The organism is Chelativorans multitrophicus (assembly GCF_011317445.1).
Classification (GTDB): Bacteria; Pseudomonadota; Alphaproteobacteria; order Rhizobiales; family Rhizobiaceae; genus Chelativorans; species Chelativorans multitrophicus.
On the sequence record NZ_JAAAPL010000002.1, the window covers coordinates 42,452 to 62,352 of the forward strand.

Below are 19,901 nucleotides of genomic sequence, written 5' to 3' on the forward strand. Positions count from 1 at the left end.
GCACGTTTTAACGGGCTCCAACCGTTGGAACTCTAGCGGTTGCGCAGCTAGGAGAATGGGCGGATTGCTTGCCGTTCCATTCCCTCATAGCTCCCTGTTTCAGCAAACCAGCAGCGTGCGAACCGCGAGGGCGAAATCCCGGTGAGCCCGGGCTCGGCGTGGCAGCCCTCTTGGGCTTGGGGGCAACGGTTGCGGAAAGTGCAGCCAGCCTCCAGACGCGCCATGTCGGGTACGGTTCCCAGAATGGCGTTCAGGAATTGCTTGGGCGCCATTGCAGGATTCGGTACCGACGCCAGCAGGGCCTTGGTGTAGGGGTGCCTCGGGTCGCGCAGCAACTCGGCGCGGGGGCCGCTTTCCACCACCTGCCCGGCATACATCACTGCGATCTTGTCTGCGATCTGTGAAACCACCCCAAGATCGTGTGAGATGAAGATCATGCCCATGCCGACCTTTCTGTTGAGATCGGCCAGCAACTTCACGATCTGGGCTTGGATGGTTACATCCAGAGCTGTGGTCGGCTCGTCGGCTATGACGACTTCCGGATTGCAGGCAAGGGCAATGGCGATCACGACCCGCTGGCGCAACCCCCCGGAGAGCTGGTGTGGAAATTGGCGGACTCTGAGTTCGGGATCATCGATGCCGACAAGCGTGAGAAGTTCGTTGACCCGGGTCCTTAAAGCGACGGAGGAGAGATCGAGATGGCGTCGCAGCGCCTCTGCTATCTGTTCGCCGATGCGGTAGAGCGGGTCGAGCGCCGTCATCGGATCCTGGAAGATCATTGCGATCCGCCGGCCGCGTATCGTCTCCCATTCGCGCTCGGGCAGCGAGAGCAGGTTTCTTCCGTCGAACTCAACGCTCCCGCCCACCCGGGCATTTCGGGCAAGGAGCCCGATTAGCGCGAGCGCGGTGGCCGATTTGCCGCATCCGGACTCGCCGACCAGAGCAAGGACTTCGCCGCGCCGCAGATCAAACGACAGCGAGCGAACTGCGGGAGCCAGACCTCCGTCCTTGCGTGCGAATTGCACAGAGAGGTCCCGCACTGACAGCAGCGGTGCGCTTGCAGATGGTTTTGAGCTGGCTGTCGTCATCGCCGCACCTCGGGGTTTACATAGTCTTGGAACCAGTCGCCCAGCACGTTGACGGCCATGATCACGAAAAAGATCATCAGCGACGGAAAGACGATGGGCCAGGGATTGTTGTAGATGTAAGGCTTCAGGCTGCCGACCATCTGGCCCCACGAGGTGTTCGGGGGCGGCGCACCAAGGCCGAGGAAGCTAAGGCTCGCCTCCAACAGGAGCGCCGACGAGATGGTCAGTGTGAACTTGACCACGATTATGGGCAGGATGTTGGGGAGAATGTCGCTGAAGATGATGCGCGTGCCGCTGGCGCCCATCGATCGCGCGGCGGTGACATAGTCGGCGTGCCGGGCAGACTGGACCATCGCGCTGACGATCTTGGTGAATTGGGGCATATAGATGATGCCGATCGTGATCGTCAGGATGGTTGGGTTCGGCGCCACAAGCGACATGACGAGGATGGCGAAAAAGATGTCGGGCAAAGCGATGAAGATGTCGGCCGCACTGCTGACGGCCGCCTCGAGCCTTCCTCCGATGTAGGACACCAGGAGCCCGATCAGGGAGCCGGTAATGGCTGCAAAAAGGGTGGCACCCAACGCCACGGCGACGGAGGTGCGGGAGGCGATTATGAGGCGACTGAGAATGTCGCGCCCCAGTTCATCGGTGCCAAACCAATGTGCCGCGGTGGGCGAAGACAGGATGGCCGTATAATCATAGCCGGTCACGGAATAGGGTGCGATCCATTCACCCAGCAGGGCGAACAGGCCCGCTACCGCCAGAACGGGGATGGCGAACCAGACCCGCCAGTCGGACTGCCGAGTGAAAGTGAGACTCGAATCAGACATCGCGGCGCCTCGGATTGATGATGCCCATGAGCACGTCCATCGAAAGACTGACCAGGGAGAAGACAAAGAAGATGACGACAAGGCAGGCCTGTATGGCTGGATAATCGCGGGCATAGCAGGCCTCGATCAAATAGGAGCTGAGGCCAGGCCAGTTGAATAGGTTCTCGATCACGACCATGCCGCCCAGCATTGAGCCGATACGGATACCCACGACGGCAATAACGGGAATCATGGCATTCGGTAGGGCATGTCGATATACGGAGGCGTTTTCGGAAACGCCCTTGGCTCGGACCGTACGGACGTAGTCTTTACCTAGCGTTTCGGCCAAGCTCGCCCGCGTTATCCGCTGCACGACGCCAGCAAAACCCAATCCCAGCGTGAGCGAGGGCAGAATAAGGTTTCTCAGATTGGCGGCCGGATCCTGAGTGAAGGGCGTAAAGCCGGATGACGGCAGAAGGCCGAGTGTGATGCTGAAGATGATGATCAGGATCAGGCCTTTGACGAAGGTTGGAGCCGACAGGCCGATCAGCGCCAGAACCGAGGCCGCATTGCCGATGAAGCTGTCCGGCCGCCGCGCGGCGACCACACCCAGCGGGATGCCGATTGACAGGCTGACAAGAATGCCGCCCGCCATTAGTTCCAACGAGCGCGGCAAACGTTTGATCAACTCATTCGCCACCGGCAGGCCTGTCCCGATCGACGTCCCGAAGTCGAGCTGCAGCAGATCGGTAAGCCAGCGGAAGTATTGCACATGGAGCGGCGCGTCCATGCCCAGCCGCTCCGCCATACGCGCGATGACCTCCGGTGTTGCAGCGCTTTCCCCGAGCAGCATCATGACCGGATCGCCTGGGAGAATGCGAATGGCGAAGAAGACCAGGCTGGACGAGATCAGCACTGTGGCGATCGCGACAGCCAGTCTGCGGAGATAGTAGTTCATTGGGCGGCTGTCTCCACCAGAGCCGCGTCAAGATATCCGAAGATGCGGTCCAGATCCTCGCGCAGATCCCTTTCGTCCTCGAGCCCGATGCTCAGCCGGATGTAAGTCGCTCCGGGAACCCGCGGCCACTTGCGCGTGTCATCCACCGTCATCGGGGCGATCAGGCTATGGGTGCCGCCCCAGGAGGCGCCGATGGCGAAGAAGCGCGACAACCCGATCGCCTCGTCGAGAACCGCGGGGGAGGGGACGCGCACCTCGGCGCTGAAGGTGCCCGTATAGCCCTGGGCCTCCCGCTCCCAGATCTCGTGTCCCTCACACTCGGGGAATGCGGAGTGAAGTACGCGGGAGACGCTGGCAAACGCCTTGAGGTGCTGGGCCAGATTTAGCCCCGTCCGTCCCACATGCGCGAGCCGCACCCCCAAGGTGCACAGGCCACGCAGCACCAGGCTGCAATCATCCGGGGACACGCCGATTCCCATTATGGTCCGGGTTTCCTTTAGTTTGGCGTTGAGCGCGGGGTCGTTCACCGCGACCGAACCCATGAGAATATCGGAATGGCCGCTGGCATATTTGGTCAGCGCCTGCATCGAAAAATCAATGCCCAAAGCCAAAGGCTGCAGCAACAGCGGCGTGGCCCAGGTATTGTCGCATCCCGTGAGGATGCCGTGTCTGCGACCCAATGTGGCGATCGCCCGCAGGTCCTGAACTTCCATTGTCGTCGAACCAGGAGATTCCGCCCAAATCAGCCGCACGTCCGGGCCGATCAGGTCCTCAAGATCGCTGCAGTCAGCGTGGTAGATGTCATGTGCAATGCCGATCCCCGCCAGAAATGTGGCGCAAAAGTTTTTGACCGGCGGATAGACAGTATCCGGGATGAGAATCCGGTCTCCTTGCTTGAGGACCGACAACGCGATCAGGCTGATCGCCGACATCCCGGAAGGCATCAAGGTGCAATGAGCGGCCCCTTCCAGCGCTGCGATCTGAGCTTCCAGCGTGCGGCTCGTCGGCGTGCCGTTCAGCCCATAGCTGTAGCCGTCCGGGCCTCGCCTCTTGCGGTCGCGATAGTCCTGCGCCGTTTCGAAAACGATCGTGGAGGCGCGATGGGTCGCTGGCATCAGGCTGACAAAGCCATCATGCAAAACGGCAGGCTGATGAACGCAACGGCTCAACTTTCTCATCGTGTGATCCTTGGATTTACCTGAGCGGTCACTTATGTAACTATTATCGTAACGCTGTTTCTCTCTTGTACGGATCGCTATTTTCATTGTCAACGGCAGTTGCTTCCGTGCATGGATTGCAAAAGGATTCGCGGGTATCGGGTAAGAAAATGGCTGGAAGTCAATCGCTGGAACGTGGCCTTGAAATCCTTGAAGTTCTCGACAAGGCGGCGACGCCGCTTGGTGTTCGCGAGATCGGGCGCCGTCTGAACATCAGCGCGACGATCGTCCAACGACTGGTTAACACCCTGGCGGCGCTGCATTATGTCGTTCAGGATCCCGAGACGAAACGCTATTCCATAGGGTACCGCGTCCTCGGTCTCGGATGGACGCTGATGAAGAAGGATCCGCTGATCACCGCCAGCCAGCCGCATTTGGAGCGGCTGGCGAGGTCGCACCTGCTGAACGGCTACCTGGCGAAACTGCACGGAAGTCGGGCGGTCTATCTGCTGTCGATGCAGAGCGAGGGGCCAATCGCCATCCGCAGCGCGCCGGGCAGCCTGGCGTGGCTGCACAGCACGGCGATGGGGAAGGTGCTCCTCGCGGCGATGCCGCCCGAACAGGCCTACGCTGTGCTTTCGAGCGAACCGCTGCCCCAGCTTACCCCCAACACGATCGTCGATATCGACGCTCTGATGAAGCAGATGGAGGAAGTTCGCACCTCCGGCGTCGCGATATCCAACAGCGAGAATTTGGTCGGAGTCGTTTCGGTCGGTGCGCCATTGCGCGACGGCTCCGGCCAGGTCGTGGCGGCGCTCAGCGTGGCCTATACCCCTTGGTCCGCGCCTGAAATGTCCACCGAGAAGGCGGCAGAGCTCGTTGTGGATAGTGCGCTTCAGATCTCTTCCGCCCTTGGCTATTCGCCTGACCGGTAAAGGCGGCGCGGCATCGCATCCTCTATCCTGCAAGCGATGGCAAATAACAGCTCCTCCGCCCGCATCGGCCCCACAAGCTGGAGACCGATCGGCAGTCCTTTCCGGTCGAACCCGGCGCGGATGGTCAGGGAGGGGCTGCCTGTCAGATTGGTCGGCTGAGAGAAGGAAGATGGGCGTGCAGCTTCGGCCAGCGGGTCGAGCCCGGTCAGCAGAGGGGCCGTGGTGGCCGTGGCAGGCATCAAAATGAAGTCGCATTGTTCAAAGAGGGCATTAAACGCGGCCGAAAGACGGGTTTTGGCCGCAATCATGGAAGCGTGGTCGGCTTCGTCCAGCAGCGCGGCGGGGGCGACACGCCGGCGGAAGACATCCGAATAGCGAAGGAACTGGCGTCCGAGGTCAACCGCGTGGATGCGATATGCCTCCCACGCGGTAAGCAGGGACACGGCGGCACGAAATTCGGACAGGGGAGGTGGCGCAAGATCAACTGTTGTCGCGCCAAGATCGCGGGCCAAGTCCTCCATTTGTCGCAACGCCCGGCGCACCGCCGGTGAGAGCTCGGCCTGGTTGTCGATCCAGTCCCGCGGCAGACCGGCCGTCAAGCCTTTCAGACCGTCAGCAGGCATCCGCGGTTCGACAAGCCCGTCGACGGCGAGCGCTTCAAAGAGAACGGCGCAGTCCGCTGCATTCGCCGCGACAGGGCCGACGTGATCGAGCGAGGGGGCGAGCGGAAAAACCCCTTCCGTGTTGATGCGCCCGCGACTGGGCTTCATCGAGACTACCCCGCAAAAGGAGCTTGGGATGCGCAACGAGCCGCCGGTATCGGTTCCGACGGAACCAAGCGCCATCCTCGCTGCGACGGCGACGGCCGCGCCGCTGGACGAGCCGCCGGCATAGCGTTCAGTATCCCAGGGGTTTCGTGGTTGCGGGAAGGGTGTGTCGTCGGTCGGCCCGCCGAAGGCGAATTCATGCGTCGCGCTCTTGCCCAATAAAACGCCTCCCGCTGACTTCAGACGTGCGGCGGCGTCGGCGTCCCGGACGGGAACGACATCGGTCCTAAGACGAGAGTGGCAGGTCGTGCGGATCCCGGCCGTGTCGATTATATCCTTGAGGTTATAGGGGATGCCGTCGAGCGGGCCGCGCGGCTGCCTCCGCATCATTCGCACTTCGGCCTCACGGGCCTGCGCCAGGGCGGCTTCAGGCAGCACGGTGATATAGCTGTGGAGCGTCCCGTCCAGTCTCTCAATCCTCAGCAGCATGTGCTTGACCAGCTCGACCGGAGAAAGATCGCGTGCGGCATATGCCGCAGCCGCCGCAACGATCGTGTCTTCATCCGGAGCGGGGAGGGCGAATTCTATATCCTCTTCATCTCCCGGACAGGGAGGCAGACTGCGGGGCGCCGCCAGTTCCTCCCGCCAGCCTTGCATAATCTGCCGGCGTCGAGTGATCTGGATGATCTCTTCATCGGGAAGTGGGCCGAAGAGCTGCCTCAGGCGGGCAGCGTCCGAGGTCATGAAGCCAGCCTCTTACGCTGCGCCGACCGAACGGGCCCTGATGGCGCTGAGACAACGTGGGTGGACCCATTCTGGAGCTTGCAACGGTAAAAGCAGTGCAAGTTGAACTTCTGGGGCTCGCGGGGCAATGCTCCGACGTCACGCATCGTGCGGGATCCTAGACGTATCGGCTTTTCGGGCGCGGCACGCCGAGATTGTCGCGGAGGGTCTCACCCTCATATGCCGTGCGATAGACACCGCGATCCTGCAGTTCCGGCACGACATATTCAACGAAGTCCTCGATGCCTCCGGGCAGGATGGCCGGGATTATGTTGAACCCGTCCGCCCCGCGGCCGTCGACCCATTCCTGCATGGCATCCGCCACTTGCGATGGAGTGCCGATAACGGTGCGATGCCCGCGCCCCATCGAGGCTGCCAGGTAAAGATCGCGAATCGTCCAGTTGTTGCGCTCGGCCAAATCGAGCAGAACCTTGGCGCGGCTTCGGTGCTGGGGATCATTGGGCACTGGCACCGGTCCGTCGAGCGGGTAGGCGGACAGATCGCCCATCGGGCCATAGACGTGGGCCAGCCCCACCAGGGGGTGGATCAACTGTTGCAGTTCCTCATATTTATCGCGTGCCTCCGCTTCCGTCGGCGCGACGATGGCCAGCAAACCGGGCAGGATTTTCAGCGAATCCTCATCGCGACCGAACTTGCCAAGCCTCGACTTCACCGAACGATAATAATCCTGCGCGTCACGCAAGTCCGTGTGGGCGACGAAACAGACATCCGCACTTGCCGCCGCGATTTCCTGTCCAGCTTCGGAGCTGCCCGCTTGGACAAGCAGGGGATATCCCTGTATCGGACGCTCCACCGTTAGCGGTCCTCGCACCTGGAAGTATTTGCCGACATGATTGAGCACGTGCATTTTCTCGGATTCGAAGAAAATGCCCGTTGCCTTGTCCCGAAGGAACGCATCTTCATCCCAAGAATCCCAAAGGCCTTTCGTCACCTCGACGAACTCCGCCGCGCGGGCGTAGCGTTCGTCATATTCGAAGTGTTTGTCCCGGTTGAAGTTCTTGGCTTCTTCCTCCGACCAGGAGGTGACGATGTTCCAGCCGGCGCGGCCGCCGCTGATATGGTCCAGCGAGGCAAATTTTCGCGCGATGTGAAAGGGTTCGTTGTAGCTGGTCGATGCCGTCGCAACGAGGCCGATGTGTTTCGTCACCATGGCAAGCGCGGAAAGCAGCGTCAGTGGCTCCAATTCCACATTGCGGTCCGATCGCGCCAGGGAGCCGGCGGGGTTGTCCCTTTGCCGTAAGCCCAACCCATCGGCCAGGAACAACAAATCGAAGAGGCCGCGCTCTGCGGTCTTGGCGATGTGGACAAAATGACCGATCCGCATCGCTCCATCGGCCGGTACCGAAGGATGACGCCAGCCTCCGGCATGGTAGCCGAGCTGCCGCATAGATAGTCCGAGCTTGATCTGGCGCTTGGGCATCTGGAACTCCTGATGAAATCGCCTGGCGGGCACGCGATGGAATAGCGGGTATGTTTTTGCTGGGCAGAGGAGGGGCGTGGACCGCTCATCCAGCAGTCCAAGTCTCCTCATTTTCATGCGAACAAACATCGATGGGCTCGGGTTGACAAACGACTCCTCCTCTGGTCAGGTGAGCAAAATTCATCTGAACTCCGATCATGTCGGCCCACCGCAACCTGCCCCCCCTTCCCGCCCTGCGGATCTTCGAAGCTGCTTCCCGACGTCAGAGTTTTCTCCTCGCGGCGAGGGAGCTGAATTTGACGCCCGGTGCCGTGAGCAAGCAAATCCGGCAGCTGGAGGAGCATCTGGGCTTGCCTCTCTTCGAGCGACTGCATCGCGAGGTGCGCCTGACCGCGGCAGGAGCGATTTATGCTCGGGCCATCGGCCAGTTGTTCGAGGACCTGCGGGCGGCGACGGCCGAGGTGATGGTCTCCCCGGCGGCGGACAAGCTGGTCGTGTGGTGCGCGCCGTGGTTCCTCAAGGCTTGGCTGCTGCCGCGCCTCGAGCGGTTTCGCGCTTTGCGTCCCGGTCTGCAGATGGATCTTCGCACCGGCGAAAGCAGCGAGGCCATCGATCCCAAGGCGGACATCGCCATCCGCTTGGGTCTTGGCACTTGGGCGCGTATGCGGTCGGAATTCCTGATCCCGCAGGAGATCGCGGCCGTCTGCACGCCGGCTTATCTGCGGCGGGAGGGGTTGTCGCAGCCTTTTGCCTTCGGGGATTTCGTTGTTCTGGATAGCGCGAACACCCCCCATCACCTTGAACTTTGGAAGCAGGCGGCGGGGATGGCCGGTGTCGAACCGCGCGAGCGCATCGTCTTCCAGAGCAATGAAACCGCCTTTGCCGCTGCCCTCACAGATCACGGGCTAGCGCTCGTGAACCCGTATTTCGTCGAGGCGGAGCTAGCGAATGGACGGCTCGTCTGTCCTTGGCCAGCAAGGACGCGGACCGATCGCAGTTATTGGCTGACATGGCGGGATCGTTTCAACCTGCCGCCGGCCGCGAGCGCATTCCGCAGGTGGATTCTGGCCGAGTTCCGACGCGAGTGACTATACTGCGGACGCGATTAACCGGCGGGTGTACTCGTGCTGCGGATTGGCGAAGACATCGGCTGCGGGGCCGGCCTCGACGATCTCGCCCTTGTACATGACACAGACATCGTCGCTGATGTGCCGAACCAAATGCAGGTTGTGCGAGATGAAGAAGTATGTCAGCCCAAGTTCGGCCTGCAACTTCAGCAACAGATTGACGATCTGGGCTTGAATCGAGACATCGAGCGCACTGGTCGGCTCGTCCAGTACCAGGAGTTCAGGTTCGAGAATTAGCGCTCGCGCGATCGCGATGCGCTGGCGCTGCCCGCCGCTGAACTCGTGAGGGTAGCGACCCCTCTGATCTTCGCGCAGGCCGACGAGCTGCATCATCTCGACCACGCGGGCTTAGCGCCAGGCGCGGTCGCCCTGGCGATGGATATCGAGCGGCTCGCGGATCAGGCGAGCCACGGTTTTGCGGGGGTTCAGAGAGGAGTAGGGGTCCTGGAACACGGTCTGGAAGCCGCGTCGCAGCACCGCGAGCCGACGATGGTCGGCGGACAGGAGGGATTCGCCCCTGAACAAAACCTCGCCGGCAGTCGGCCGAAGAAGCAGCGTGGCGCAGCGCCCGAGAGTGCTCTTTCCGCTGCCGCTTTCGCCGACAAGACCAAGCGTCCTGCCTTTGCGGACCGCGACCGACACCTCTCGAACCGCATGGACCGCCGACTCGCTTCGTCCCAGGAGGGATCCGCGGGAGCCGTAGGTCATGCTCAGGTTCTTGACCTGGAGAACTGTTTCAGATGCAGTCATGGTCACTCTCGCCAAAGGAACCGGACGCACAATGCGTCCGGCCCTGTCGGGGTCATTATGACCAGAATAGGTGCGGTGCGGAAATGGAAACGCTGACGACGTTCAGAGCTCCCTCGAGATGTGCCATTCCCTGCAGCGATGATTTGTATGCCATGGCGTCGTCGCGCCAGGTGATGAAGATCCAAGGGCTGATCTCCAGCAGGTAAAGTTCGAGCTCCTTGTAGACTTCCTTCCGCTTCTCGGAGTCGAGTTCGGACCGGCCCCTCGCCAGGAGATCACTCACCTTGGGGTCCTGGAACTTGGCGCCGTTAGCCCAGAAGCCGGTACCAGGCTCGAAGAAATAGGAATAGGCAAGGTTCGGGTCTGGGCCGCGGATGTTCGTGCCATAGATAACGAGATCGTAGTTGCCAGAGTTCTTCCGCTCGACCACGGTGGGGAAATCAACCAACTGGATATTCGCCTTGATGCCCACCGCAGCCAGATTCGCGGCGACGATCTGCCCCACCACCACATAGACTGCCGGAGCCTGAGAGACGAGGAATTCGATCTCCAGTCCTTCCGCGCCGGCTTCCTTCAACAGAGCACGTGCCTTTTCCGGATCGTAGTTGAAGATTTCTGCCGATTCCGGATTATGAAAAGGCGACGTCTCCGGCATGGGAAGCCCGCCCAATGGCGCGCCGTAGCCAAAAAAGGCTGCCGTCGACACTGCGTTGCGGTCGATCGCATAGGCGATTGCGCGACGGACTCTCGGGTCGGCCATTACCGGACGAGAGACGTTGCACCAAAGGCTCATGAATGCTGCCGGCGCCGAGAACACAGTTAATCCGGGCGCATTCTTCAAACCATCGATCTGATTCCATGGGACTGTGTCGATCAGATCCACACTGCCGGTCTTGAGCGCGTTTATTCGAGCGCTGTCGTCGGCGATCGAGCGGAAGATGATGCTTTCCAGCTTGGCCGGACCATCATAGAAGTCGGGATTGCGCTTGACCACCGTCTGGACTTTCGGATCGAAGCTTTCGAGCATGAATGGACCGGTTCCGTTCGCTTCAACCGAGACGTTCGGCGAACCGGCCATCCATTCGGCTGAAACGATCGCCACCTCTTCCGAGGCGAGCAGGCTTGGAAAACTCACGTCGGGTTGCGGCAGCTTGAAGACAACGGTCGCGTCATCACGCGATTCCACTTCGACGCCCTCCAGCGGCTTTGCTAACGTCGCACCCACCGCAGGATCCTGTATACGCGAGAACGTGTAAACGACGTCTGCGGCACTGAACCGCTGCCCCTTGTGGAAGGTCACGCCCGGTTTCAGCTTGACGACGAAGGTGGTCGGATCGCTGAACTCCCAGCTTTCGGCGAGCTCGCCCTGCAACTTTCCAGTCGTGTCGTAGCCGAGCAGCCGATCGTAAATCATCGTCGTGGTCTTGCGCCACACCGAGCTGGCGGCAACATGCGGATCAAGCCCGGCGAGAAGACCAAGCGTTCCGAAAGTAAGTGTGCCTTCGCCTGCCGCTGCACTCTGAGCGTAAGCCCGAAATGCGAGCGAGCCGGTTAATCCCATGGCTGCGGCCCCAAACATCAGTTGCCGGCGATTCACCATTTGAAAGTCCCCTACCTGGCATATTGTTGCTATTATCGTTACAGTGTTTCTATTAATGGATGAGTGGTGCTGTTGTCAAGGGCGCGATCGAGAGGTCAATGCCCGGCATGTGCAGTATTGACAGGCACCAGTCGACACCATAATCGTCACAGCGTACCGTTATTTGAAACATTGATGCGGAAGGCGACCAATGCAACTTGAACCCTCCCCGACTTCCCTTGTGGAGCTTGCCGGCATGCGTCTGGCAAAGTTGCGCGCGGCGCTCGAAAGATCGGAAAACGATGCTCTCCTCTTGTTCAGCCCGGAGAATTTTCTTTACGCATCGGGCTATGAGAGCATGCCGGCAGCAATAAACCGTCGCTACGTCTACTGCGCGGCGGTGACGCCCGACCGGTTGCTGCTGGTTGTCCCGGCGGCCGACTTCGCCGCGGCCATCGCGTCGGGCGTGCCGGCCACCGACATCATCACTTTCGGCACTTTCTATTTCAGCGGCGAGACGAATTCGGCGCATATCGATCCGCAGAACGCCGATTTCGCCGGCGCGTTGGACAAGGCTCTGTCCGCGCTGGCCGCCCGCCGGGTGGGAATCGATGTGGACCACGCGCCGGCGGTCGCGTTCGATATTCTGGACAGGCGGGGGATCATCCATTCTGACGCCGTTTCCTTCATGCTCGCTGTCCGCTCGACAAAGCTGCCCGGCGAGATCGCGCTCATGCGCTATGCCGCGCGCATCACGGAAGCGGCGATCGAGGCTGGCATGGCGATGGCTCGTGCGGGCATTACCGATAAGGAAGTGGCAGCCGTCGTCGCCGCCACCATGTCGCGCGGTGGGGGCTATCCCCGCAACGTCACGGTCGTCGGCGGCCTTGACAGCGCTCTCGCAGATGCTTTCGCCGCGGAGCGGCCTCTTGCGGCCGGCGATCTCCTGCGCTTCGACGTCGGCTGCAGTTATTACGGGTACAAGTCCGACCTGGCGCGCACGGCGGTGGTGGGGGAGCCGACAAGGGTGCAGGCGCGGCGCTACGAAGCTCTGCGTATCGGGCTGCAGGCGGAGATCGACCGAGCCCGGGCGGGCGTTGCGGCGAAGGATATTTACGAAGCGGGAATGGACGCGGTGGAAGCAGCCGGTTTTGAGGGATTCCGCCGGCACCATCTGGGCCATGCCATCGGCCTGGCTGTCTATGAAGCGCCCGTGATCACCGCCACCAGCCAGGCCGTGCTGGAGGCCGGCTCCACCTTCTGTTTCGAGACCCCCTATTATGAGCCGGGCTGGGGCGGCATGATGTGTGAGGACACCGGTGTCGTGACCGAAGCAGGTTTCGAGCTCATCTCTTCGATGGACCGCAGCCTTCGGGTCCTGAATTAAACTGGAGGCCACCAGTGAACCTAGCCGAAGCCCGCAGTGATTTCCCCATCGTCTATCGCCGCGCCTATCTGAATGCCTGTTCGCTCATGCCGCTGTCCAATCGCGTGGTCGGGGCGGTCCACGCGCAACTCGGCGATCTGCAATTGAACGGCCGCAACAACTCACCGCACCGGATCCGCTTTGCCGAGGAGCACATCCGGCCCGCCATCGCCCGGCTGATTGGCGCCGTGCCCGCGGAGATCGCCTTCGTGAAGAACACGACCGAGGGGCTGAACATCGTCGCCAACGGGATCGACTGGAGAGAGGGCGACAATGTCGTCATCGCCAATATAGAATATCCGTCGAACGTCTATTGCTGGCTGAATCTGGCCCGGCGGGGCGTCGAAATCAGATGGATCGATGCCAAAGCGGCCGGCGGACGTGTCACCGTGGACGACGTCGCCCGCCAAATCGACAGCCGGACGCGGCTTGTGTCGGTGAGTTGCGTCCAGTTCTCGACCGGATTCCGGCAGGACATGGAGGCGACGGGCGACCTCTGCCGCGAGCGGGGCGTTCTTCTGAACTATGACGCTATCCAGGCGGCGGGGGTGCTGGAGATCGACGCGAGCCGCACGCATTTCGATTTCATGTCGGCGGGCGGGCACAAATGGATGGGTGGCCCTATGGGAACGGGCTTCTTCTATTGCAGGGCGTCCTCGCTTGAGCGTCTACATCCCCACGGCATCGGGCCCGGGTCGATGACGAATGAGGAGACGGACATCGACTATGACATCGGCCTGATGCAGCCGGATGCGCGCCGCTTCGAAGAGGCGCTCCCGAACTATCCCGGTCTGTGGGGCCTGCACGCCTCGCTCGGTACAATTTTGGCGCTGGGGCCGCAGGTGGTCGAGGCGCACTCGCTCCGCCTCATATCCCGGGCCATCGAAGGGCTGAAGCGAAAGGGTTATCTGATCCACAGTCCGCAGGAGGAAAGGCACCGCTCCGGCATCCTGACCTTCCGCCATCCCGAACGGAGCAGCGAGGAGCTGAACGAGCGCCTCGTTGAAGCCGGAGTCGACGTCACCGTCAGGCAGGGCAATCTGCGCATCGCGCCGCACTTCTACAATGACGACGGCGATATCGATTGGCTGCTCGAGGCATTGCCAGCTTAGCTAGCGTTCCGGGGTGGCGGGAAACTGTGCCCATGGCGGGCCAGGTTCGTCCGGCAAATCGCTGCGGCACCGCCTGTGTCGGAGATCCGAACGGCGTGTGATGTGCGCCATGCCGGTCGAACGACGCGTCGGGCTTCCCCTGCCGGCTGCAACAAACCATGCACATTTCCCACGAAAGCCGTTGACAGGCAGCAGCAAGAGCGTGATAAATATAGGAACACCGTTCCGAATAATAGCAAAGCTTGGTTGAACTCTAAGGGGAAGTTCTATGGTCGACAGGGAGACGACAAAAAACTCACGCCTGGATTTTACGCGCCGCCAGTTCTTGACCACCGCCGCGGGCGCAGCGACCGCCGCGGTGGCCGGTCCATTGGTGGTAACGCCGGGCAAGGCGCAGGCAAGTGCGGTCGTGCGCGTGGCCGACGATGGCGGCACGCTGAGCAAGGCGCGGGAACGGCTATTCTTCAAGCCGTTCATGGAGCGCACGGGCATCGAAGTGCAGGTCCATGTCGGCCAGCATGACCTGTCCAAGATGAAGGCGATGGCCCAGACCGACAACCTGGAATACGATATGGTGCTGGCCAGCGGCAGCATCGCAGCGGCGGCAACGAAGAGCGGGCTGCTCGCTGAGATCGACAAGTCCAAGCTGGACCTTTCAAACTACATGGTCGAGGAGTGGAACCAGCCGACCTGGATCGCCTGGCAATATTACACGGCAGGGCTGACCTACAACACCGACACAGTGGCGGAGGACAAGGTGCCACGTTCCTGGGTCGATTATTGGGATTCGGAAAAGTTTCCCGGTCGCCGCGGATTTCGCACCAGTCCCTATGAGACACTCGAACAAGCGCTGCTGGCCGATGGCGTCCCGATCACCGATCTGTACCCCATCGACATGGACCGCGCTTTCGCGTCGCTCGACAAGATCAAGGATAAGGTCAACGTTTGGGTCGCGGAGACATCACAAACCGTTCAGTTGCTTCAGCAGAACGAATTGGACTTCTGCGTGTCCTACAGCGGTCGCGTCGAGCAGGCGCGCGCCAACGGCATCCCCGTCGGCTTCGTCTATGATTCGGCGATCTCGTCCCCCACGGCGATCTGGGTGATGAAGGGCACGCCGAACTACGATGCCAGCTTGAAATTGATGCAGTGGTTCCTGACAGGCGAGCCGGGGGTTGCGTGGTTCACCGAATTCCCCGGCAACGGCCCGACCGACAGGAAAACCTTCGAAGCTCTTCCTGACGACATCAAGGCCAAGCTGCCGAGCTTCGACAATCCGTCGGCAGTGTGGGTGGATGTCGATTGGTGGGCCGACAATCTCGAGGCGGCAACCGTTCGCTACAAGACTTGGCTGCTGAGCTAACAACCGGGATATTGCGGGCGAGCGTCGGCTCGCCCGTTTCTCAATGTAAACACCGCCGCCCCGTCTGACGGCGGGCGCCGCCTTGCAAGCCACTTTGCGCCGAGGGACAATTGTACTTTATACTGCCATTGCTGATCTATATGGCCGCCGTCTTCCTGTTGCCATTGCTGTTCGTGCTGTTCACCAGCGTGGTGTCCGAAACCAGCGGCCAGCTCACGCTGGAGTTCTTCGAGCGGTTCTTCACGCACGGCCTTTATCTGCGTGTCTTGAAGACCACGTTGGAGATCTCGCTGATCGGGACGGCGCTCACGCTGCTGATCGCGTATCCGATAGCCTACTACCTCGCCAAGCAGACGCCGAAACGGCGCTCGTATCTGACGCTGCTTATCCTGCTGCCCTTTTATACGAGCATTTTGGTGAAGGCCTTCGCCTTCATGGTGGTGCTGGGCTACAACGGTGTCGTCAATGATGCCATCCGTTTGGTGCTGGGCGAAGACTTCGTTTTGCCGCTGCTGTTCAATCGTTTTGGCGTCATGATCGGCGTGGTCCATGACATGGTGCCGTTCATGGTCTTTCCGATTGTGATCAATCTGCTGGCCCAGAACTCCTCGATCCACAAGGCGGCAGAGATCATGGGCGCGACCAGGACCCGCATCTTCTGGTCCATCATCTTTCCGCTCAGTTTGCCCGCGGTGGCTGCCGGAAGCCTGCTGGTGATCATTCGCCTCATGGGGCAGTTCGTTACGCCGGCGCTGCTCGGCGGACGCACCGACATAATGATGTCGAACCTGATCAGCTTTCACATCAAGGATGCGCTGGACTGGAACATGGCTGCGGCCGTTTCCATCGTTCTGCTGCTCCTGTCATGTCTGATTTTGCTTGCCCTCACCCGGGTGAGGGGGGCTCAACTGTTTGGGGAGCAGCCGCGCCATGGATAAAGAACGCGACGTTGAGGCGCTGGGCGGCTCGGCGCCATCCCCCCTGGTCGCCACCGCCGCTTGGCTGGGGTTCGTCTACCTTCTCCTCCCAAGCCTCATCATCATCCCGATGTCTTTCGGAGACACGCGCGAGATCGTTTTCCCGCCCGCCACTTATACGCTCGACCTTTACCGGGAATACTTCACCAACCCGACCTGGACCGGTTCCACCATCCAGAGCATCCGCATCGCGGTAATCGCGACACTCGCCGGTTTGGCACTAGGCACATCCGCCGCCTATGGCATTGTGCGGGGCAGCTTCCGTGGGAAGGTCCTGCTTGGCGCGCTCCTGCTGAGCCCGTTTTTCGTGCCGGCGGTGGTCAAGGCCCTTGGCTTCTACATCTATTTCGCGGCGCTCGGCATTCAGGGAACGACTCTTAGCGTGGTGCTGGGGCACACGCTGTTCGTCACACCTTACGTCATGATCGTGATGATGGCCGCGTTGCGGAACGTGGACGCGCAGATCGAGGCAGCGGGAATGATTATGGGCGCAAGCCGCATTTACGTGTTTCGTAAGGTGACGCTTCCGATGCTCCGCAATGCGCTGATCGCGGCAGGGCTGTTCGCCTTCCTCATGTCCTTCGACGAGATGATCATCGCATTCTTCCTGTCGGGCTTCGGAACGGCGACCCTGCCCGTCAAGATGTACGAAAGCATCGTGCACGAGGTGTCGCCGGTACTGTCGGCTATATCGGCGCTGCTGACATTTCTTGCCCTTGTCATCTGCTTGGCCGTCACCGCGCTGAGCGGGAGAAGCGGCAGACAACCGTCGCACTGAGTGTATGGAGCGGGCTCGGCTGGTCCGCCAGCAGAATGGTGCTCCTCAGAAAATCGGGTTCGCATCGGTGCGTAAAGCATTAATCGTAGGATACCAAGCATGTATATAGCTCATCATCAGGTGCCCGCCGGCGATACGGCGCAGCCCAAGGTTTGGCTGGAGAACGTCAGCAAGCAGTACGGCTCGGTGACCGCACTTCAGCCATCGGACCTCAAGGTCCGGTCGGGCGAGTTCCTCACTATTCTTGGGCCGAGCGGCTCGGGAAAGTCGACGGTGCTGAACCTGATCGCCGGAATGACCAACCCCACGGCAGGACGGGTCTGGATCGACGGCCGTGACTGCACCAATGTCCCCCCAAGCAAACGCGGCTTGGGTATGGTGTTTCAGAACTATGCCTTGATGCCGCATATGAGCGTATTCGAGAACGTGGCTTTTCCCCTCCGCGTACGCAGGGTGACGGAAGCCGAGATCAAGCGCCGGGTCGGCGAGGCGCTGGAACTCGTCCGCCTGCCTAGCGTTGCCGGGCGCAAGCCCGCCGAACTGTCCGGAGGACAACAGCAGCGCATCTCGATCGCGCGCTGCCTCGTCTACAATCCCGCCATCATCCTGATGGACGAGCCGCTTGGTGCTTTGGACAAGAAGCTGCGCGAGGAAATGCAACTCGAGCTGAAGCGCCTGCACGTTGAATTGAAGGTGACGGCGCTTTATGTGACGCATGATCAGGAAGAAGCACTGACCATGTCGGATCGCATCGTCCTGTTCAATGGCGGCAGGATCGAGCAGGCTGGCACACCGCACGAACTGTATTTCCGTCCCAGAACTCTCTTTTCGGCGAAGTTCCTCGGCGACTCCAACGTCCTCTCCGGCAAGCTCCAGGGCCGGGCGCAAGACGGCCTTGTCGAGACGCCGGTGGGGCTGTTGCGCAGCTCGAACGGCAACGAGCATGTAGGCGACGGCGCGTCCGTGCACCTGATGGTTCGGCCCGAGAATGTGCTGCTGCTGCCTCCGGACAATAAGCACGAATATGCGAACGGGTTGGAGGCGATGGTCGTCGACACCATTTCCTTTGGTGGCGTGATCAAGACATTCGCCCGGCTTTCGGATGGCTCCACCATGACCGTTCAGGAGCTTACTCGCGCGCGGCGGCAGGCTTTCGATCGTGGTGCGCGTGTTCGGTTGGCCTGGCAGGCTGAGGACATGCTGCTTTTGCCGGCGGCGTGAAGCCAGCCTCGCCGCCATCCTTGGCGTGGCACGGTGACGGGAGCTTTACGGACGGACATGGCGCGCGACTTCATTTTTGCCGGGGATGACATGCGGCGCATCATGGCGTCCGATGCAGCGCTCGTGGCGCGTGTCATCGCCTCGAGCATGGGGCCGGGAGGCTGTCATGTCGCAATCGAGCGCAGCTACGGCAATCCGGTCGCACGCGACGCCGTCAGCGTGGTTCGCGCACTGGCCGGCGGCCCCGACAGCATCTCTCCCGGTCAGCGGCTTCTGCGTGAGGCCGTCATGGAGGTCCATCAGACCTGGGGCGACGGCGGAAGCACGGTGGCGATTGTCGTTTCGTCGCTCCTGCGGAGCATCACCAGGCTGTGCGCTGGCCAAATTGATCGCCTTGAACTGGGGCAGGGGGTTCGAACCGCGCTCGCGCAGGCCCGCGATCGCTTGATCGCGGACAGCCGCCCGGTGGTCGAGGACCGCGAACTCCTTTGTCTCACCACCACTGCTGCACAGGACAAGGCGCTGGGCGGCCTGGCGATGCAGGCATTGCGGCGAGCCGGGATGGAGGGCCAGGTCAGCGTGCAGGTCTCGCCGGAAGGCGGCGACCGGCTCGAAGCCGACCATGGCTTTCGCGTTCCGCCGCTTGCGGCGCCGCTTGGGTTCAGCAAAGGGCTGGCGCTGAACCAGCTGGAACGCCCTTTCGTGCTGCTGCTGGACGAAACACTGCCCGGCTTCGACCCGCTTGGTCCTCTTCTCGACAAGGTTCTACGGACGGAACGCCCTTTGCTGATCGTATGCCAGGGCGGCGCCCCCGCAGCAATTCAGGCGATCAACCAGAACCGAAGGCAAGGTGGCATGGCCACCGCCCTCGTCACAGCGCCTCCGCGTCCCGACCAGCGGGAGGAACTACTGGAGGATCTGGCGGTGCTGTGCGGCGGGTTGGTCACTGGATCCCACCGCGGAGTGCCGCTGGCATCCGTCGATATTGACATGCTGGGTTCGCTCGACGAAGCCATCTTCGGTGCGGCGGATACCGTTCTCAAGCCAGACCACACATCAGGGATCTCGAAACGTCTCGAGATCCTGCGCCGGAGGCGGGAATCGGCACCCCCGCAGGAGGTCGAGGCGCTGCGTCAACGCATTGCCCGGCTGAGCGGCCACCTGGTATCTCTGATGATCGGGGGTGCGACGGGGCTGGAGGCGACCGACAGGCGCGACCGTTGCGAAAGCGCGCTCAAGTCAGGCCGTGCCGGGCTGGTCGGCGGCTACGTGGCGGGCGGCGGCGCGGCGCTGGCGCGCGCGGCGGCGGCGATCACCGTTTCGCCCGAGGCTACGGTGGGCGCGATGGCAGGCGCGCGCATTGTGCAGGAGGCTCTGCGGCAGCCCTGCTCGACCATCGCTCGCAATGCAGGCCATTCGTCGCCGGCTGCGGTTGCGGCTCTTTTGGCTGAAGCCGATCCCGACATCTGCTTCGACCTGCGCACATCTCGGTTTGGAAACATGCTGGACTTGGGCCTGTGCGACGCGGCGGCGCCCCTGGTGCATGGGTTGACGGTAGCCCAATCGATCACACGGAGCTTCCTGGATGCTGAAATCCTGCTTATCCGGCGCTGATCCGAGCGGCGCG

At 61.6% G+C, this 19,901-nt stretch carries 16 protein-coding genes and 1 pseudogene; 9 read left to right on the forward strand and 8 right to left on the reverse strand.

The features are described 5' to 3' along the window. Window positions 1-47: 47 nt before the first annotated feature. From GNP00_RS10825 to GNP00_RS10840, 4 genes are read right to left on the reverse strand one after another with little or no spacing between them, the layout of a single operon-like run. A complete protein-coding gene (locus GNP00_RS10825; RefSeq protein ID WP_011581711.1) occupies window positions 48-1,088 on the reverse strand; it encodes an ABC transporter ATP-binding protein in 1,041 nt (346 codons plus the stop codon). Next, entirely contained in the window at window positions 1,085-1,921 is an 837-nt protein-coding gene (locus tag GNP00_RS10830) for an ABC transporter permease (RefSeq protein ID WP_011581710.1), read from the reverse strand. Before GNP00_RS10830 ends, GNP00_RS10825 begins: the two co-directional genes overlap by 4 nt. After that, window positions 1,914-2,858 carry an ABC transporter permease gene (locus GNP00_RS10835; protein WP_011581709.1) on the reverse strand — a complete coding sequence of 315 codons (945 nt, stop codon included), beginning with the start codon at window positions 2,856-2,858 and terminating at the stop codon, window positions 1,914-1,916. Before GNP00_RS10835 ends, GNP00_RS10830 begins: the two co-directional genes overlap by 8 nt. Then, complete coding sequence (locus GNP00_RS10840; protein WP_011581708.1) at window positions 2,855-4,036, reverse strand: trans-sulfuration enzyme family protein; 1,182 nt, start codon at window positions 4,034-4,036, stop codon at window positions 2,855-2,857. Before GNP00_RS10840 ends, GNP00_RS10835 begins: the two co-directional genes overlap by 4 nt. A gap of 149 nt (window positions 4,037-4,185) precedes the next feature. Between GNP00_RS10840 and GNP00_RS10845 the strand changes: the two genes are divergently transcribed. Beyond that, entirely contained in the window at window positions 4,186-4,950 is a 765-nt protein-coding gene (locus tag GNP00_RS10845; protein ID WP_011581707.1) for an IclR family transcriptional regulator, read from the forward strand. On the opposite strand, the gene GNP00_RS10850 is transcribed toward GNP00_RS10845, so the two are convergent. After that, window positions 4,932-6,461: an amidase gene (locus GNP00_RS10850; protein WP_049764786.1), complete on the reverse strand. Its 1,530-nt coding sequence runs from the start codon at window positions 6,459-6,461 to the stop codon at window positions 4,932-4,934. The two genes, GNP00_RS10845 and GNP00_RS10850, sit on opposite strands and share 19 nt — an antisense overlap. Window positions 6,462-6,618: 157 nt before the next feature. Continuing rightward, complete coding sequence (locus GNP00_RS10855) at window positions 6,619-7,941, reverse strand: LLM class flavin-dependent oxidoreductase (protein ID WP_011581705.1); 1,323 nt, start codon at window positions 7,939-7,941, stop codon at window positions 6,619-6,621. Window positions 7,942-8,138: 197 nt separating this feature from the next. Between GNP00_RS10855 and GNP00_RS10860 the strand changes: the two genes are divergently transcribed. Continuing rightward, window positions 8,139-9,029 carry a LysR substrate-binding domain-containing protein gene (locus GNP00_RS10860; RefSeq protein WP_011581704.1) on the forward strand — a complete coding sequence of 297 codons (891 nt, stop codon included), beginning with the start codon at window positions 8,139-8,141 and terminating at the stop codon, window positions 9,027-9,029. Here the strand turns inward: GNP00_RS10860 and GNP00_RS23375 are convergent. Further along, window positions 9,030-9,818 (reverse strand): annotated as a pseudogene (locus GNP00_RS23375) (ATP-binding cassette domain-containing protein). It abuts the gene before it with no gap. A gap of 55 nt (window positions 9,819-9,873) precedes the next feature. Further along, a complete protein-coding gene (locus GNP00_RS10875) occupies window positions 9,874-11,418 on the reverse strand; it encodes an ABC transporter substrate-binding protein (RefSeq protein WP_011581703.1) in 1,545 nt (514 codons plus the stop codon). 190 nt (window positions 11,419-11,608) lie between these two features. On the opposite strand from GNP00_RS10875, the gene GNP00_RS10880 reads away from it, so the two are divergent. The 7 genes from GNP00_RS10880 to GNP00_RS10910 all read left to right on the forward strand — a co-directional run bounded on the left by GNP00_RS10880 (window position 11,609) and on the right by GNP00_RS10910 (window position 19,888). Continuing rightward, window positions 11,609-12,784, forward strand: coding sequence for a M24 family metallopeptidase (locus GNP00_RS10880; RefSeq protein WP_049764783.1), 1,176 nt, complete (start codon window positions 11,609-11,611; stop codon window positions 12,782-12,784). A gap of 14 nt (window positions 12,785-12,798) precedes the next feature. Further along, window positions 12,799-13,935 carry an aminotransferase class V-fold PLP-dependent enzyme gene (locus tag GNP00_RS10885; RefSeq protein ID WP_011581701.1) on the forward strand — a complete coding sequence of 379 codons (1,137 nt, stop codon included), beginning with the start codon at window positions 12,799-12,801 and terminating at the stop codon, window positions 13,933-13,935. 268 nt (window positions 13,936-14,203) lie between these two features. Continuing rightward, window positions 14,204-15,298, forward strand: a complete 1,095-nt coding sequence (locus tag GNP00_RS10890; RefSeq protein WP_011581700.1) for an ABC transporter substrate-binding protein — start codon at window positions 14,204-14,206, stop codon at window positions 15,296-15,298. A 140-nt stretch (window positions 15,299-15,438) separates the two neighbouring features. Further along, window positions 15,439-16,236, forward strand: a complete 798-nt coding sequence (locus GNP00_RS10895; RefSeq protein ID WP_157038083.1) for an ABC transporter permease — start codon at window positions 15,439-15,441, stop codon at window positions 16,234-16,236. Beyond that, a complete protein-coding gene (locus tag GNP00_RS10900) occupies window positions 16,229-17,053 on the forward strand; it encodes an ABC transporter permease (protein ID WP_011581698.1) in 825 nt (274 codons plus the stop codon). The genes GNP00_RS10895 and GNP00_RS10900 overlap by 8 nt, the downstream gene beginning before the upstream one ends. 99 nt (window positions 17,054-17,152) lie before the next feature. Beyond that, window positions 17,153-18,274, forward strand: coding sequence for an ABC transporter ATP-binding protein (locus tag GNP00_RS10905; protein ID WP_011581697.1), 1,122 nt, complete (start codon window positions 17,153-17,155; stop codon window positions 18,272-18,274). Window positions 18,275-18,331: 57 nt separating this feature from the next. Next, entirely contained in the window at window positions 18,332-19,888 is a 1,557-nt protein-coding gene (locus GNP00_RS10910; protein WP_041544755.1) for a TCP-1/cpn60 chaperonin family protein, read from the forward strand. Window positions 19,889-19,901: the final 13 nt, after the last annotated feature.

Bases quoted from the DNA above. Each gene is read 5' to 3' on its own strand.
- GNP00_RS10895 (WP_157038083.1), top strand. From the start codon at position 15,439: ATGGCCGCCGTCTTCCTGTTGCCATTGCTGTTCGTGCTGTTCACCAGC.
- GNP00_RS10830 (WP_011581710.1), bottom strand. From the start codon at position 1,921: ATGTCTGATTCGAGTCTCACTTTCACTCGGCAGTCCGACTGGCGGGTC.
- GNP00_RS10860 (WP_011581704.1), top strand. From the start codon at position 8,139: ATGTCGGCCCACCGCAACCTGCCCCCCCTTCCCGCCCTGCGGATCTTC.
- GNP00_RS10835 (WP_011581709.1), bottom strand. From the start codon at position 2,858: ATGAACTACTATCTCCGCAGACTGGCTGTCGCGATCGCCACAGTGCTG.
- GNP00_RS10840 (WP_011581708.1), bottom strand. From the start codon at position 4,036: ATGAGAAAGTTGAGCCGTTGCGTTCATCAGCCTGCCGTTTTGCATGAT.
- GNP00_RS10875 (WP_011581703.1), bottom strand. From the start codon at position 11,418: ATGGTGAATCGCCGGCAACTGATGTTTGGGGCCGCAGCCATGGGATTA.
- GNP00_RS10910 (WP_041544755.1), top strand. From the start codon at position 18,332: ATGGCGCGCGACTTCATTTTTGCCGGGGATGACATGCGGCGCATCATG.
- GNP00_RS10850 (WP_049764786.1), bottom strand. From the start codon at position 6,461: ATGACCTCGGACGCTGCCCGCCTGAGGCAGCTCTTCGGCCCACTTCCC.
- GNP00_RS10900 (WP_011581698.1), top strand. From the start codon at position 16,229: ATGGATAAAGAACGCGACGTTGAGGCGCTGGGCGGCTCGGCGCCATCC.
- GNP00_RS10880 (WP_049764783.1), top strand. From the start codon at position 11,609: ATGCAACTTGAACCCTCCCCGACTTCCCTTGTGGAGCTTGCCGGCATG.
- GNP00_RS10855 (WP_011581705.1), bottom strand. From the start codon at position 7,941: ATGCCCAAGCGCCAGATCAAGCTCGGACTATCTATGCGGCAGCTCGGC.
- GNP00_RS10825 (WP_011581711.1), bottom strand. From the start codon at position 1,088: ATGACGACAGCCAGCTCAAAACCATCTGCAAGCGCACCGCTGCTGTCA.
- GNP00_RS10845 (WP_011581707.1), top strand. From the start codon at position 4,186: ATGGCTGGAAGTCAATCGCTGGAACGTGGCCTTGAAATCCTTGAAGTT.
- GNP00_RS10890 (WP_011581700.1), top strand. From the start codon at position 14,204: ATGGTCGACAGGGAGACGACAAAAAACTCACGCCTGGATTTTACGCGC.
- GNP00_RS10905 (WP_011581697.1), top strand. From the start codon at position 17,153: ATGTATATAGCTCATCATCAGGTGCCCGCCGGCGATACGGCGCAGCCC.